Genomic DNA, 13,979 nt, shown 5'->3' with positions numbered 1-13,979 from the left:
CCCGGCGCGGACGGAGGCGTGCCCCACGATCACCCGCCCCGAACCCTCGGCCGCGCCCCTACTCCGCGCCCCCTGCCCCCGCCCGAACCCGGCCGCCCCGCCCGGAACCAGCCGCCCAGCACGGTCCGACCTGAACCAGCCGTACGCCCTGAACCCGGCTCACGCCCGAACCCGGCTCACGCCCCGCCCAGCACGATCCTCCGCACCCCCGCCCCCGCCCACCGCGCCGGATCCGTGCACCGCCGCCCGTCCAGCAGCACCACCACCCCCGGCAGGTCCGCCGGCCCCAGCTCCCGGTACTCCGGGTGGTCCGCCTGCAGCACCGCCGCCACCACCGGCTCCCCGCCGTACGCCGGCAGCCCGAGCGCCGTCAGCTCCTCCGCCCGGTACAGCGGATCGGCGACGTACGCCCTGGCCCCGGCCGCCTCCAGCGCCGCCACCAGCGGGAACACCCCCGAGTACGCCGTCTCCTTGACGCCGCCCCGGTACGCGGCCCCCAGCACCAGCACCCCCTGCCCGGCGATCCCGCCCGGCAGCACCCCGGCGAGGGCCCCGGCCAGCACCCCGACCGCGTACCCGGGCACCTCCAGGTTGGCCTCCCGGGCTGCCCGGACCACCGTGGCGGCCGGGTCGTTCCACAGGTACAGCCGCGGGTACACCGGGATGCAGTGCCCGCCGACGGCGATGCCCGGCCGGTGCAGGTGGCTGTACGGCTGCGAGTTGCAGGCGTCGGCGACCTCCGCGAAGTCCACCCCGACCCGGTCCGCGTACCGGGCGAACTGGTTGGCCAGCGCGATGTTGACGTCCCGGTACGTGGTCTCGGCGAGCTTGGCGAACTCGGCCGCCTCCACCGAGGCCAGCTCCCACACCCCGTTGGGCCGGGGCAGGTCGGGGCGCGGGTCGAAGTCCAGCACCGCCCGGTAGAACTCGGCGCCGCGCCGCAGCGAGGAGGCGTCCAGGCCGCCGACCAGCTTGGGGTAGCGCCGCAGGTCCGCGAAGACCCGCCCGGTGCGCACCCGCTCCGGGCTGAACACCAGCGCGAACTCCGCCCCGGGCGCCAGCCCGGAGCCGGCCGCCAGCCGGGGCGCCCAGCGCTCCCGGGTGGTGCCGACCGGCAGGGTGGTCTCGTAGCTGACCAGCGCGCCCCGGCGCAGCCCGGCCGCGACGGCGTCGGTGGCCGCGTCGAGCAGCGCGAAGTCCGGGGTGCCGTCGGCGGCGGTGACCAGCGGGACGACCAGGACGACGGCCGCCGAGCCGGCCACCGCGGCCGTGGTGTCGGTGGTGGCCCGCAGCCGGCCCTCGGCGACCACCCGCTTGAGCGCCTCGTCCAGCCCCTCCTCCCGGGGGAACGGCGGCACGCCCCGGTTGACGCTCTCCACCACCCGGGGCGCGATGTCCGCCCCGACCACCCGGTGGCCCTTCCGCGCGAACTGCACCGCCAGCGGCAGGCCGAGCTTGCCGAGCCCGACCACGCAGACGTCCAGGGCGGTCATCCCCGTCCTCCGTTCACCGAGTTGGCGAGCCGGCGCCACACCGGGTGGCGCCGCAGTCCGCGCCGCAACTGCTCCGGGACGACGCCGCGCCACAGCTGCTGGGCGAGGTTGAGCGGCGGTACGGCGACGGCCGGCGGCTCCTCCCGCAGCAGGAACAGCTCGTCGGGCAGGCCGAGCCGGGCGTCCCGGAACGCCGGGTAGCCCGCGTAGTGCCGCCACCCGTCCGCCACCACCGGCGGCTCGCCGTGCGCGGCCTCGTAGCGGATCTGGTCGCGCAGCGCCTCCGGCCGTACGGCGGCGGCGAGTTCGAGCCGCAGCCGCTCGGCGACCGGCAGCCGGTGGTACACCTCGCGGGCGCCGAACCGCTCGATCATCCGGCCGACCTCGGCGCACACCCGCCGCTGCAGCCCGTCGTCCAGCAGCAGGAAGCCGTCCTGGAGCAGCCGGGGTACGTCCCAGGCGAAGCTGCGAACCCGGATGGCGTCCAACTCCTCGCCCGGATCGGCCAGTTCGGCGGCCACCTGCTGCAGGGCGGCGATCCCGCGCAGCCGGTCCAGCACCGAGGCCCGCTCGGTGACGTTGCCGCGGTCCTCGCGCAGCACCAGGAAGTAGCAGTCGTAGTCGGCGAGGACGGACACCCGGTCCGCCCGCAGGCAGGCCTCCAGGGTGAACGGCTGGTCCGAGAAGACCTTCAACCCCTCGTTGCGGCGCAGGCCGTGGCGCCGGACGAGGTCCAGCCGGAACAGCTTGGTGTCCGCCAGCGCCCAGGCCAGCGCCGAGTCCGCGAAACCGACCGACTCGGCGTCCGCGTGGAAGATGCCCTGCGGCACCAGCCGCCCGTTCACCCCGACGTGCTTGGGCACCACCACGTCCGAACCCCAGGCGTCGGCGGCCGCGACCAGCCGCTCCAGCGCCTCCGCGCCCAGCCAGTCGTCGGCACCGAGGAACAGCACGTAGCGGCCGCGGGCCAGGTCCAGGCCGCGGTTGGTCGGGGCCGCCGGGCCGCCAGAGTTGGGCTGGTGGACCACCCGGAACAGCCCCGGGTGCCGGGCCGCGTACTCGTCCAGCAGCGCCTCGCCACCGTCCGTGGAGCCGTCGTCGACGACCACCACCTCCAGCCGCCCCGGCGCCAGGGACTGCCCGACCAGCGAGTCCAGGCAGGCGGTGAGGTACGGCATGGTGTTGTAGACCGCGACCACCACGGTCACGTCGGGTACGGTCATCGGGCGGCGGGCCTCCGGGCTGACGGTGCGCCGGCGCGTGGGCTGACCGGCGGCGATGCACCGTCCAACTCGGCCGCCCGCCGGGGAGTCACGTGCCCTCCCCGGACGGGTGACCGGAACCGAACACCAGCTTGACGGGCCGGCCGCGTTCGGCCCCCGCCCGATGCGTCAGCCGGCCGGGTTCGGCCCCCGCCCGAGGCCTCGGCCCCGGACGCCGTCAGCCGATCGCGACCTCCGCGTACATCCGCGCGATCACGTCCTCGATGGCCGGCTCGCGCACCGAGAGGTCCACCAGCGGGTACCGCTCCGCGACCGCCGCCACGATCGGCGCCGCGCTCTCCTGCGCCGGGAAGGCCAGCCACTGGCGCGGCCCCTCGACCTTCACCACCCGCGCCCCGGCCACCTCGATCGCCGGCCGGGCCTCGGCCAGGTCGACCACCAGCGTCCGCTCGCTGCGCCCGGCGGCGTGCAGCCCGTCCAGTCCGCCGTCGTGGACGACCCGGCCGTGGTCGATGACCATCACCCGGTCGCAGAGCTGCTCGATGTCGGTGAGGTCGTGGGTGGTGAGCAGCACGGTGGTGCCGCGGTCCCGGTTGACCTCGCGCAGGAACTCGCGCACCTTGCCCTTGCTGACCACGTCCAGGCCGATGGTCGGCTCGTCCAGGTAGAGCACCTGGGGGTCGTGCAGCAGGGCCGCCGCGAGGTCGCCGCGCATCCGCTGGCCGAGCGAGAGCTGGCGCACGGGGGTGTCCAACAGGCCTTCCAGATCGAGCAGTTCGACGCAGCGGCCGAGGTTCTCGCGGTACCGCCGGTCGGGGATCCGGTAGATCCGGCGGGCGAGTTCGAAGGAGTCGCGCAGCGGGAGGTCCCACCACAGGGTGGTGCGCTGGCCGAAGACGACGCCGATCCGGCGGGCCAGCGCGACCCGTTGGCGGGCCGGGTCGACCCCGGCGACGCGCAGCCGGCCGGAGCTGGGGACGAGGATGCCGGTGAGCATCTTGATGGTGGTCGACTTGCCGGCGCCGTTGGGCCCGATGTAGCCGACGCACTCGCCGGCCTCGACGGTGAAGCTGAGCCCGTCCACCGCGCGCACCTCGCGCTTGACCCGGTTGAACCGGCCGGTGCGGGCCCGCACGGTGAAGGTGCGCCGGACGTCCTGGAGTTCGATCAGTGCCATTCGGATTCCTCACGGAGCAGGGGGAGTTCAGCTGCCGGTGCCGCGGTAGGCGCGCAGCCCGGCCCGCCAGGCGAGCCCGGCGGCGGCGACGCACAGCGCGGCGGCGACCGGGGAGGCGTACTGGAAGGCGGTGGGCAGCCCGAGCGGGTCGGGGCGGCCGAGGATGCGCAGGGAGGGCAGCCAGTTGACGAAGGCCAGCGGCACGCCGAAGACCACCCCGGCGACCAGTTCCTTGGCGAAGACGGTCGGCGGGTAGTGCAGCAGGGTCGCGCCGCCGTAGGTGAAGGAGTTCTGGATCTCCTTGGACTCGCCCCACCAGAACTGGACGGTGGCGCCGCCGACGTAGATCGCGCCGAAGATGACGCTGCCGCACAGCAGCAGGACGGGCACCAGCAGCACCCGGTCCCAGGTCCAGTGCACGTCCAGGGTGGCCAGCGACCAGGCGAGCACGAGCACGGCCTGGATCGGGCGGCCGAGCCGGCGCAGGGAGAAGCGTTCGGCGCACAGCTGGGAGAGCGCGGGGGCGGGGCGGATCAGCATGGTGTCCAGCGTCCCGTTCATGATCCGCGCGCCCAGGCCGTCGGCCGAGCCGACCAGCAGGTTGGCCATGCCGAGCGAGAAGGTCGCGGTGGCGTACAGGAAGGCGATCTCCGGCAGTCGCCAGCCGCCGAGTTGGTCGGTGTGCCGGAACATGATCACCAGCACCACGAAGTCGAGCGAGTGGGTGACCAGGCTGGCCAGCAGGTTGAGCAGGAAGGAGGCCCGGTAGGCCATCATCGAGCGCATCCACATCCGGGCGCACAGCCACCAGGAGCGGACCGCCCAGGACGTCCGGGCGAGGAACGGCTCGGCGGCGAGCGGCTCGGCGGTGAAGCGCTCGGCGGTGAACTGCTCGACGGCAGACGACTGCTCGACGGCAGAGGACCGGGCGACGGAGGACCGGGTGACGGAGGACTCAGCCACCCTGCACCACCACCCGCCGGGTCGCCAGCCACTGCGCGCCCCGCCCGGCGGCGAGCAGCACGGCCGCCCAGCCGAGCTGGGAGCCCAGCGCCGCGAGCAGCCCGGCGCCGTCCGCCCGCTCCAGGAAGACGTCCGTCGGCACCTTGATCAGCGCCGCCCAGGGCAGCACCCCGGCGAGGTCGCCGAGCGGGCCGGGGAAGAGCGCGATCGGCAGCAGCATCCCGGAGAAGAACATCGAGACCACCAGCATCACCGCGCGCACCCCCTCCGAGTCGTGCAGCCAGAAGCCGGTGATCGAGACCAGGAACCGCATCCCGAAGCTGACCAGCAGCGCGAGCAGCACCGAGAACAGGAAGAACACCCAGGTCAGCGCGTGCTCGGGCATCCGGGTGCGGAACACCAGCGCGCCGACCAGCAGCGGTACGGTGCCGCGGACCAGTACCTGGAAGCCGGCCCGGCCGAGGTCGGTGGCCAGCCACCAGGCCTGGAAGTCGACCGGGCGGTAGAGGTCGACGGCGATGTCCCCGCTGCGGAAGCGGTCCTGGAGCTCGTCCTGGAAGCCGCCGCCCCAGACCGAGACGGTGACCAGCATGGCCTGGCTGACCCAGATGTAGGTGACGGCCTGGCCCTGGTCGTAGCCGCCGAGGTTGGGGCGGGCCTGCCAGAGGGCGAGGAAGGAGGAGGCCAGGATGATGCCGAAGACGGTGTTGGTGAAGGTGCCGGCCAGGGTGGCGGCCCGGTAGGTGGAGTAGCGGCGGAAGGCGCCGCGGGCGACGGCGGCGTACAGCCCGAGGACGGTCCCGGAGGCTACGGCCTCGGGGGCCACGGCCCCGGAGGCGATGCCCTCGGAAGCCGCGCCCTCGGCCCCGGTATCAGGAGGCCTCGCCCCAGCCGGTGCAGCGTTCTGCATATTGTCTCCTTGTCGACAAATACGGGCAGGCGGATACCCGCAGGCACCCGCCCACACCCCAACGGCTCCGACCGGCCACACCCGGGGGTGCCGGGCCGGACGGGCGGAGCTGCCGAAAGTCGGTGCGATGTTCAGAAATCGGTGCGCTATGCGATGTGCACCTTTCACCGTACCGCCGGCCCCCACAGCCCGCACCCGGTTTTCCGACGCACCACGGGGCACGCGACACGGTCCGCACAACCACGCACCTCAGAGCCCCCGCCGCCGCTGAACCCGCGTCAAATAGCAGATAATCCCGCCATGACGTTGAGCACCCGCCGCCAGGCCAAACGGGCCGCCCGCCGCGAAGCCCGCCGCGCCCTCCCCCTCTGGCGCCGGCTCCTGCCCACCTGGCGGATCACCCTCGGCACCCTCACCGCGCTGCTCCTGCTCGCCGTCGGCGCCTTCGCCGTGCTCTACGTCATCGTCCCGGTGCCCGACCCCAACGCCCGCGCCGTCGCCCAGAACAACATCTACCTCTACGCCGACGGCACCACCGAGATCGCCCGCACCGGAGCCGTCAACCGCACCGACGTCACCATCGACCAGATCCCGCTGCAGACCCAGCAGGCCGTCGTCTCCGCCGAGGACCGCACCTTCTACCAGAACCGCGGCATCGACCTGAAGGGCATGGTCCGGGCCGGCTGGAACACCCTGCTCGGCAAGGGCATGCAGGGCGGCTCCACCATCACCCAGCAGTACGTCAAGAACTACTACCTGACCCAGGACCAGACCTTCGAACGCAAGGGCCGCGAACTCTTCATCGCCCTCAAGGTCGACCAGCAGCGCGACAAGAAGGACATCCTCGCCGGCTACCTCAACAGCAGCTACTTCGGCCGCGGCGCCTACGGCATCCAGAGCGCCGCCCACGCCTACTACGGCGTCGACGTCTCCCAACTCACCCTCGGCCAGGGCGCCTACCTCGCCTCCCTGCTCCAGGCCCCCAGCCTCTACGACGTCAAGACCGCCACCCCCGCCAACCGCGAGAAGGCCGTCGCCCGCTGGAACTACGCCCTCGACGGCATGGTCCAGCTCGGCTTCCTCACCACCGCCGACCGCACCGCCACCACCTTCCCCGAACCCATCGACCCCCAGCCCGCCACCGGCCTCTCCGGCCAGGCCGGCTACCTCGTCGGCGTCGCCGACGACTACCTCATCTCCTCCGGCACCATCGACGCCGCCACCCTCAAGGCCGGCGGCTGGCGGATCACCACCACCTTCGACAAGCCCAGGCAGGACGCCTTCGTCAAGGCCGTCCAGGACGAACTCACCGGCGAACTCGACCCCAAGGCCCGCCCCGCCACCGACACCGACGTCCGGGTCGCCGGCGCCTCCGTCGAGCCCGCCACCGGCCGCGTCGTCGCCGTCTACGGCGGCCCCGACTACGCCAAACAGCCCTACAACGACGCCCTGCGCCAGGACAACCAGATCGGCTCCACCTTCAAACCGGTCGACCTCGCCGCCGGCCTGATCGCCCAGCACACCGTCGACGGCCGCCCGATCACCACCGAGACCCGCTACGACGGCACCAGCGAACGCCCCGTCACCGGCGGCCCCACCCCGTACGCGCCGCCCAACGAGGACGACGTCGACTACGGCAACATCACCCTGCGCCACGCCATGGTGAAGTCCGTCAACTCCGTCTACGCCCAGGAAGGCGTCGACGCCGGACTCGCCCGCGTCCGGGACACCGCCATCAAGCTCGGCATCCCCGACAGCGTCCGCGGCATGGACCCGGCCAACACCTCGATGACCCTCGGCACCGCCACCCCCAGCGCCCTCGACCTCGCCGGTGCCTACGCCACCCTCGCCAACCACGGCCAGGCCCACACCCCGTGGTCCGTCGAGAAGCTCGAACGGGTCAACACCGGCGGTGCCGTCGACGTCCCCAAGATGCCCGACCACAAGCCCACCGACGCCATCGGCCGCACCATCGCCGACTCCGTCACCGACGTCCTGCGCGACGTCATCAGCCCCCGCGGCACCGGCGCCGCCGCCCTCGACCTCGGCCGCCCCGCCGCCGGCAAGACCGGCACCACCGACGCCAACCTCTCCGCCTGGTTCGCCGGCTACACCCCCGAACTCACCACCACCGTCGGCCTGTTCCGGGAGAACCCGAAGAGCCACGCCAAGGAGCCGCTGTCCGGCACCGCCGGCCTCACCCGGATCAACGGCGGCGCCTTCCCCACCAAGATCTGGACCGACTACATGACCGCCGCCCTGAACGGCACCCCCACCCAGCAGTTCGACCTGCAAACCGGCCACGGCAACCCCGGCGCCGACACCTGGCCCACCACGACCGGCACCACCAGCCCGAGCGCGAGCACCACCCCCAGCACCGCCACCACCGGCGCCCCCGCGGCCACCACCCCCAGCCACGCCCCCAGCGCGCCCCCCGCCACCGACCAGCCCGGCCCCGACGCCCCCAGCCCGCAGAACCCCCAGCCCAGCCCCAGCCAGGAACAGCCCACCCCGAGCACCCGGCCCACCCAGACCCGGCCCGCCCGGCCCAGCAACCCGCCCACCCCCACCACCGGACCCACCGCCCCGGCGACGGTGCCGGCGCCGGCGCCGGCCCGGTGACGACGCGGTGACGACGCCGGCCCGGTGACGACGGCCGGCCCGGTGGCCTAACCGGACGCCAGCTCCCGCTCCAGCGGCGTCCGGAACCGCGGCGTCACCCGCACCTCCCCCAACCACCCCGCCAGCCGCCCGGCCTCCACCGCGACCGCCCGCTCCGCCTCCGCCCCGACGTCCCGGAACAGCCGCCACACCACCTCGCCGTCCGCCCGCTGCGCCCAGCCGCCGACCACCTCGCCGCACCACCACACCGTCGGCCCGGCATTGCCCGCCCGGTCGAACAGCGCCGGCACGTCCTCCGGCCGCAGGTACCAGTCCCGCCCGCGCCAGCCCATCACCGCCGGGTCCAGCGCCGGCAGCAGCGCCGCCCACGGCTCCGGCGCCGCCACCGGCCCCTCGTCCCCCGGCAGCATCAGGGCGGCCGCACCGTCCGCCAGCGCCACGTCCCGCGCGGCCACGTCCGCCAGCGCCCGGCGGACGTCCCCCAGCGTCCAGCCCGTCCACCACTTCACGTCCTCGACCGTGGCCGGGCCGTACGCCGCCAGCCAGCGCCGCACCACCTCCGCCTTCGCCTCCCGCACCGGCACCTCAGGCCACTGCGGCACCAGCGCCCACGGATAGCTGCTGCTCAGCCACGACCCGCGCGGCCGGCACCGGCGCACGTGCCCGTCCGAGGCCAGCAGCCGCAGCAGCCGACTGCCCACACTCTGCTTCGCCTCGTACGCCTTGCCCGCCGACATCAGCATCGTCTCGCGCAACTGCGGGACGTCATCGCCGAGTTCCTTGGTCGTCGCCTCGCCGCGCACGGCCAGCGCGGCCAGCACCTCGCGCTCCGCCGCCGCCAGCCGGGCCTCGTCCCAGCCCTCGGCGTGGTCGCGCAGGTGCTTCAGCAGCGTCGCCCGCTCCTTCGCCGCGATCGCCCGCGCCGCCGCCGAACTCACGTACGGGGCAAGGCCCTCCGTCACCGCGAAGATCGTCCGCCGCATCGACAGCAGCTTCACCAGCGAGACGTCCTCGTACAGCGCCCGGTCCACCTCCGCCGTCGCCGGCTCCGCCAGCCGCGCACAGGCCGACAGGTACACCGTCGCGGCGTCCGTCGCGTGCAGCCCGACCACCGCGTCGGCCACGTCCTCCACCCGCGCCGCCCGCACCGAGGGCGCCAACAACTGCCGGCGCCCCAACCGGGCCCGCCGCTCCACCCCACCGATCACCGGGACACTCATGCCCGGACCTTAGCGGCCGACACCGACAGGCCCGGCCGACTGCTCCACCACCCGCCCGGCGAACTCACCGAGCAACCCAGCCGAGCGCGAACAGCCGACCGCGAACAGCCGACCGCCGGGGTCACAGATAGAGGCCGGTCGACCCCTCGGTGTCGCCGAAGCGGGACGCCGCCACCGCGTGCAGGTCGCGCTCGCGCAGCAGCACATAGGTGGCGCCGCGCACCTCGACCTCCAGCTTGTCCTCCGGGTCGTACAGCACGCGGTCACCGGGCTCCACCGAGCGCACGCTCTGGCCCACCGCCACGGCCTCCGCCCAGGTACAGCGCTTGGACAGCTCAGCCGTCGCCGGGATCAGGATGCCGCCGGTCGAGCGGCGCTCGCCCTCGCCGCCTTCGATGCGCACCAGCACCCGGTCGTGCAGCATCCGGATCGGCAGCTTCTCGCCCAGCCGGTCGTGCCGCACCGCGTCGTGCCCGTGGTCGGACTGGGTCGGGTCGTCGTTCGTACTCACGGTCCCGAAGGTACCGCCCCCGGGCGCGGAGCGTGACGCTGGCCCGGCATGCGGAAGGGCCGGACCGCCCGACGGCGCTCCGGCCCCTCCGGCACCACGGTTCAGTCCTTGCGGCGCTTGCGGGACGAGGCGAGCAGCGCCACCAGGCCGAGGCCGACCAGCGCGGCCGGGACGATCCGCTCCTTGCGCGGCTGCCCCTTCTCGTCCACGAACTGCGCCTTCACCTGCTCCACCAGGCCGTTCGCGGCCACGTAGGCCCGAGCCGTCTTCTCCTCGACGGTGGCCATCGCCTTGGCCTTGACCTGCGCGGAGATGGTGCTCGGGTGGATCCGTACGGCCAGCTCGTCCAGGTTCGCCGCCAGCCGGTCGCGGGTGCGCTCGATGTCCGCCTCGATCTGCGCAGCCGTCCGCGCCGGCTTGTCCTGCGTGCTCGCCTCGCCCACTCGGGCCACCCCATTCACTTGCCGATGTCGTCCTGTCGTCCTGTGCGACCAACCCAGTTTGTCAGCTGCCGAGCACGGACGCGCGGCCCCACCCACCAACGGAGGTAAGTTTGCCGTGGTACGACCGCCCGTCCCAGCTCCCAGGAGAGTACGACCGTGACTGAGCGCCTCCAGCCCGGCGACACCGCGCCCGCCTTCAGCCTGTCCGACGCCGACGGCAACCAGGTCTCCCTCGCCGACCACCTGGGCCGCAAGGTCGTCGTCTACTTCTACCCGGCCGCGCTCACCCCCGGCTGCACCAAGCAGGCCTGCGACTTCACCGACAACCTGGAGGTCTTCGCGGGCGCCGGCTACGACGTCATCGGCATCTCGCCGGACCAGCCGGAGAAGCTCGGCACGTTCCGCGAGAAGGAGGACCTCAAGGTCACCCTGCTCTCCGACCCGGACCACGCGGTCCTGGAGGCGTACGCCGCCTACGGCGAGAAGCAGAACTACGGCCGCACCTACCTCGGCGTGATCCGCTCCACGATCATCGTGGACGAGCAGGGCAACGTCGAGCGCGCGCTGTACAACGTCAAGGCCACCGGCCACGTCGCCAAGCTGCTGCGCGACCTCAAGATCGACGCCTAGGAACGAGGCCCGGGACCGACGGAGCGGTGGCGGCACACCCCCCGACCGGGTGTGCCGCCACCGCCGTTCCCCACCTCGGGTGACCGCCGTCGGGCTCAGCAGGCCCCGAGGTCGTTCCAGACGCCCCAGGCGCCGCCGGCCGTGGGGTCGTCGCCCTTGGTCCACCACTTGTTCTGGTAGTAGTGGCCCTTCCAGGACACCTTGGTCGGCGACGCGTAGGTGGTGCCCGCGTCCCATGCCGGGGCGGCCGTGCAGGCGCCGGAGGTCGGGGTCGCGGTCGGGGTGGGCGTGCCGGTCGGCGTCGCCGTGGCCGTGGCCGTCGGAGTCGCGGTCGGCGTCGGGGTCGGGGTCGGCGTGGCCGTCTGGGTCGGAGTCGGAGTCGCGGTCGCGGTCGGAGTCGGCGTGCCGCCGTCCACCGCGCCCCGGGTCAGGTCGCCCTTGAGCCCGTACAGCGTCCCGCCCACGTTGACCGTCCAGTTCGACGGCGTGGACACCGGCAGGTAGTAGACGAAGTCCATGTCGACCGAGGCGCCCGGCGCCAGCGACTGCCAGCCCGGCAGCTTGACCGACACCCGGTTGTAGGTGCCCTTCAGCCCGCCCACGTTGCCCGGCCCCGGGTTGTCCTGCCGGATCACCTGCAGCCCGAAGCCGGACTGGTCCTTGGCGTTGCCCGGCGCCGAGTTGGAGTAGTCGAACTGGAACTCGGTGCCGCCCGGCAGGGTCAGCGTCGAGTTGTTGACGATGTGCAGCTTCGGGTTGATCGGGTAATTGGAGTCGCCCAGCGCGAAGTTGGTGAACGACACGTCGATCGGCAGGGTCTGCTGCGGCAGCGCCACCGTCGAGCGGACCGCCCCGTACGGGCTCGCCGCCTTGAACTTGTCGTACATCAGCGAGGTGAGCGTCGAGCCGGGGACGTACTCGCCCTTGCCGCCGTTGGCGGTGGCGTCCCACCGGTAGTCGCCCGCGAGCTCCCAGATCATCGCACCGCCGGCGCCCTGGTTGACGATGTAGTCCGCCTTGGCACCCACCGACTGCTCGTCCTCGGTGGACAGGAACACCTTCTTGGCGTCGTTCCACAGCCACGGCGCCACCAGGCTGGAGCTGTAGTTGCGGGTGTAGCTGCCCTGCAGGGCGGTGTCGGTCACGCCGTACCTGGCCAGGTAGTCGGGCAGGATGCCCTTCTCCAGGTTCTTGGCGTGCCACATCGGGTTCGACCCGGCCGGGGACTCCTTGCCCGCGGTGTCCTTGTCGTTCCAGATGTTGTCGATGCCGACCGCGCCGTCACCGCAGGAGGTCAGCCCGGAACCGGCCGGACAGCCGGTCGCCGAGGCGGTGCCCCAGAGGCCGTTGGTGCCGCCCTGGACGTTCTTGAAACCACGGGTGTAGTACGGCAGGCCGACGTTGATCCGGCCGGCCGGCATCGCACCGCGGAAGTAGTGGTACGACCAGTCGGCGTTCAGGTAGCCGATGCCGCCGTACTGCCCGGTGCCGTACACGTTGGCCGCCGCCAACTCGCCGTCCTTGCCGTCGTCGTAGAGCGAGGCGTTCGGACCGACGTACTTGTTCCAGGCACCGTGCAGGTCGTACGACATGATGTTGACGTAGTCCAGGTACTGCGCCACCTGGAAGGTCTCCATGCCGCGCAGCAGGTAGCCGGAGGACGGTGCCGCGACCGACAGCAGGTAGTGCCGGCCGTCGGCGGCACCCGCCCTGTCCAGGCTCTCCCGCAGGGTCTTCATCAGCGCCGCGTACCCCTTGGCCAGCGAGCCGCGCTTGGCGTTGGCGAGCTGCCAGTCCAGCGGGTTGCCGGCGTCCTTCATCGAGGTCGGGTACTCGTAGTCGACGTCGACGCCGTTGAAGCCGTACTTGCGGACGAAGTCGACGGACGAGGCGGCGAAGGTGTCGATGCCGGCCTGGTTGACGCTGCCGTCCGGGTTGACCGTCATCGAGTAGAACCCGCCGGAGTCCACCCGGCTGCCACCGTCGTCGAAGTAGCCACCCGTCTCGGTCCAACCACCCACCGAGATCAGGGTCTTGACGTTCGGGTACTGCTTCTTGAACTTCGTCAGCAGATTGAAGTGGCCCTTGTACGGCAGCGTCGGATCCAGCTCCGCACCCGGCACCCCCGGGAAGTCCGTCCCGGTCGCCGCATTGGTCGGACCGTCCGCGCCGACCGACAGCTTGTTGTCGCCGCCGACGTGCCCGAAGGCGTAGTTGAGGTGGGTGACCTTGTCCCAGGGAATGTCGCTCACCAGATAGGGCTGGTCGCCGTTCTTGCCGGTGCGCCAGCCGGTGAAGTACCCGATGATACGGCGCTGGTGGTCCGCGCCCATCCTCTCGCGCCCACCGGTGTCGTAGACCGAGCAGTACGGGACGTCCACCCCGGGCGTCTGGTACAGCCCGTCCGGGCGACAGGCCGCGTTGTCGACGGCCGCCGACGCCTGCGAGGGCGCCGCACCCAGCGTCGCCATCAACAGCCCGGCCAGCGAGGCCGCCGCCAACGACAGGACACCCGCCCGGGCCACCGGACTCTTACCGCGCCGAGCGGCGGTGGGACGCCGCTGCGCCGTGCTTCGGATCAACACTCGGTCCTCCAGGAGAGAGTGTCGGCGCGTGCCTGTGGGGCAGCACGCACGTGGGGGATTCACAATTGGCGCCGAAGCTATGTGGTCTGAACCACACAGGTCAATAGGTCTGTACCAATTGGTCATCACTCGGCAAACCCCGGCCAGCCCGTGACCAAACGGGCTCCCGATCGTTCGCACACCGGGGAAGGGGCACGACAAC

General features: G+C 72.7%; 11 protein-coding genes. 2 read left to right on the top strand and 9 right to left on the bottom strand.

The window, feature by feature from the left end; all coding sequences use genetic code 11:
- Window positions 1-176: 176 nt before the first annotated feature.
- The 5 genes from ACZ3YL_RS15600 to ACZ3YL_RS15580 all read right to left on the bottom strand — a co-directional run bounded on the left by ACZ3YL_RS15600 (window position 177) and on the right by ACZ3YL_RS15580 (window position 5,766).
- Window positions 177-1,484, bottom strand: a complete 1,308-nt coding sequence (locus tag ACZ3YL_RS15600) for a nucleotide sugar dehydrogenase (protein ID WP_188306424.1) — start codon at window positions 1,482-1,484, stop codon at window positions 177-179.
- Window positions 1,485-1,489: 5 nt separating this feature from the next.
- Entirely contained in the window at window positions 1,490-2,716 is a 1,227-nt protein-coding gene (locus ACZ3YL_RS15595; RefSeq protein WP_188306395.1) for a glycosyltransferase family 2 protein, read from the bottom strand.
- A gap of 217 nt (window positions 2,717-2,933) precedes the next feature.
- Window positions 2,934-3,893: an ABC transporter ATP-binding protein gene (locus tag ACZ3YL_RS15590; protein ID WP_188306396.1), complete on the bottom strand. Its 960-nt coding sequence runs from the start codon at window positions 3,891-3,893 to the stop codon at window positions 2,934-2,936.
- A gap of 27 nt (window positions 3,894-3,920) precedes the next feature.
- Window positions 3,921-4,856: an ABC transporter permease gene (locus tag ACZ3YL_RS15585; RefSeq protein ID WP_465657723.1), complete on the bottom strand. Its 936-nt coding sequence runs from the start codon at window positions 4,854-4,856 to the stop codon at window positions 3,921-3,923.
- A complete protein-coding gene (locus ACZ3YL_RS15580; protein WP_465657721.1) occupies window positions 4,849-5,766 on the bottom strand; it encodes an ABC transporter permease in 918 nt (305 codons plus the stop codon). Before ACZ3YL_RS15580 ends, ACZ3YL_RS15585 begins: the two co-directional genes overlap by 8 nt.
- A gap of 300 nt (window positions 5,767-6,066) precedes the next feature.
- Here ACZ3YL_RS15580 and ACZ3YL_RS15575 point away from each other — a divergent pair, with 300 nt between their 5' ends.
- Window positions 6,067-8,388, top strand: coding sequence for a transglycosylase domain-containing protein (locus ACZ3YL_RS15575; RefSeq protein WP_465657718.1), 2,322 nt, complete (start codon window positions 6,067-6,069; stop codon window positions 8,386-8,388).
- A gap of 47 nt (window positions 8,389-8,435) precedes the next feature.
- Here the strand turns inward: ACZ3YL_RS15575 and ACZ3YL_RS15570 are convergent, their stop codons facing one another.
- The 3 genes from ACZ3YL_RS15570 to ACZ3YL_RS15560 all read right to left on the bottom strand — a co-directional run bounded on the left by ACZ3YL_RS15570 (window position 8,436) and on the right by ACZ3YL_RS15560 (window position 10,562).
- Window positions 8,436-9,608 (bottom strand): winged helix DNA-binding domain-containing protein, encoded by a 1,173-nt coding sequence (locus tag ACZ3YL_RS15570; protein WP_465657717.1) that lies wholly within the window; start codon window positions 9,606-9,608, stop codon window positions 8,436-8,438.
- A 121-nt stretch (window positions 9,609-9,729) separates the two neighbouring features.
- Window positions 9,730-10,032, bottom strand: a complete 303-nt coding sequence (locus ACZ3YL_RS15565) for a GroES family chaperonin (protein WP_188306426.1) — start codon at window positions 10,030-10,032, stop codon at window positions 9,730-9,732.
- Between the two features lie 188 nt (window positions 10,033-10,220).
- A complete protein-coding gene (locus ACZ3YL_RS15560; RefSeq protein WP_188306400.1) occupies window positions 10,221-10,562 on the bottom strand; it encodes a DUF3618 domain-containing protein in 342 nt (113 codons plus the stop codon).
- Window positions 10,563-10,718: 156 nt separating this feature from the next.
- Here ACZ3YL_RS15560 and bcp point away from each other — a divergent pair, with 156 nt between their 5' ends.
- Window positions 10,719-11,192: a thioredoxin-dependent thiol peroxidase gene (bcp, locus tag ACZ3YL_RS15555; RefSeq protein WP_465657716.1), complete on the top strand. Its 474-nt coding sequence runs from the start codon at window positions 10,719-10,721 to the stop codon at window positions 11,190-11,192.
- Between the two features lie 95 nt (window positions 11,193-11,287).
- Here bcp and ACZ3YL_RS15550 read toward each other — a convergent pair whose 3' ends face one another.
- Window positions 11,288-13,771 (bottom strand): chitinase C-terminal domain-containing protein, encoded by a 2,484-nt coding sequence (locus tag ACZ3YL_RS15550; RefSeq protein ID WP_465657863.1) that lies wholly within the window; start codon window positions 13,769-13,771, stop codon window positions 11,288-11,290.
- Window positions 13,772-13,979 lie beyond the last annotated feature (208 nt).

The sequence above is a fragment of the Kitasatospora sp. NPDC023176 genome (assembly GCF_055560495.1).
The sequence above is the reverse complement of the archived record's forward strand: the minus strand, read 5'-3'. Positions and strand labels throughout refer to the sequence as shown.

Bases quoted from the DNA above. Each gene is read 5' to 3' on its own strand.
- ACZ3YL_RS15595 (WP_188306395.1), bottom strand. From the start codon at position 2,716: ATGACCGTACCCGACGTGACCGTGGTGGTCGCGGTCTACAACACCATG.
- ACZ3YL_RS15590 (WP_188306396.1), bottom strand. From the start codon at position 3,893: ATGGCACTGATCGAACTCCAGGACGTCCGGCGCACCTTCACCGTGCGG.
- ACZ3YL_RS15580 (WP_465657721.1), bottom strand. From the start codon at position 5,766: ATGCAGAACGCTGCACCGGCTGGGGCGAGGCCTCCTGATACCGGGGCC.
- ACZ3YL_RS15575 (WP_465657718.1), top strand. From the start codon at position 6,067: ATGACGTTGAGCACCCGCCGCCAGGCCAAACGGGCCGCCCGCCGCGAA.
- ACZ3YL_RS15570 (WP_465657717.1), bottom strand. From the start codon at position 9,608: ATGAGTGTCCCGGTGATCGGTGGGGTGGAGCGGCGGGCCCGGTTGGGG.
- ACZ3YL_RS15565 (WP_188306426.1), bottom strand. From the start codon at position 10,032: ATGCTGCACGACCGGGTGCTGGTGCGCATCGAAGGCGGCGAGGGCGAG.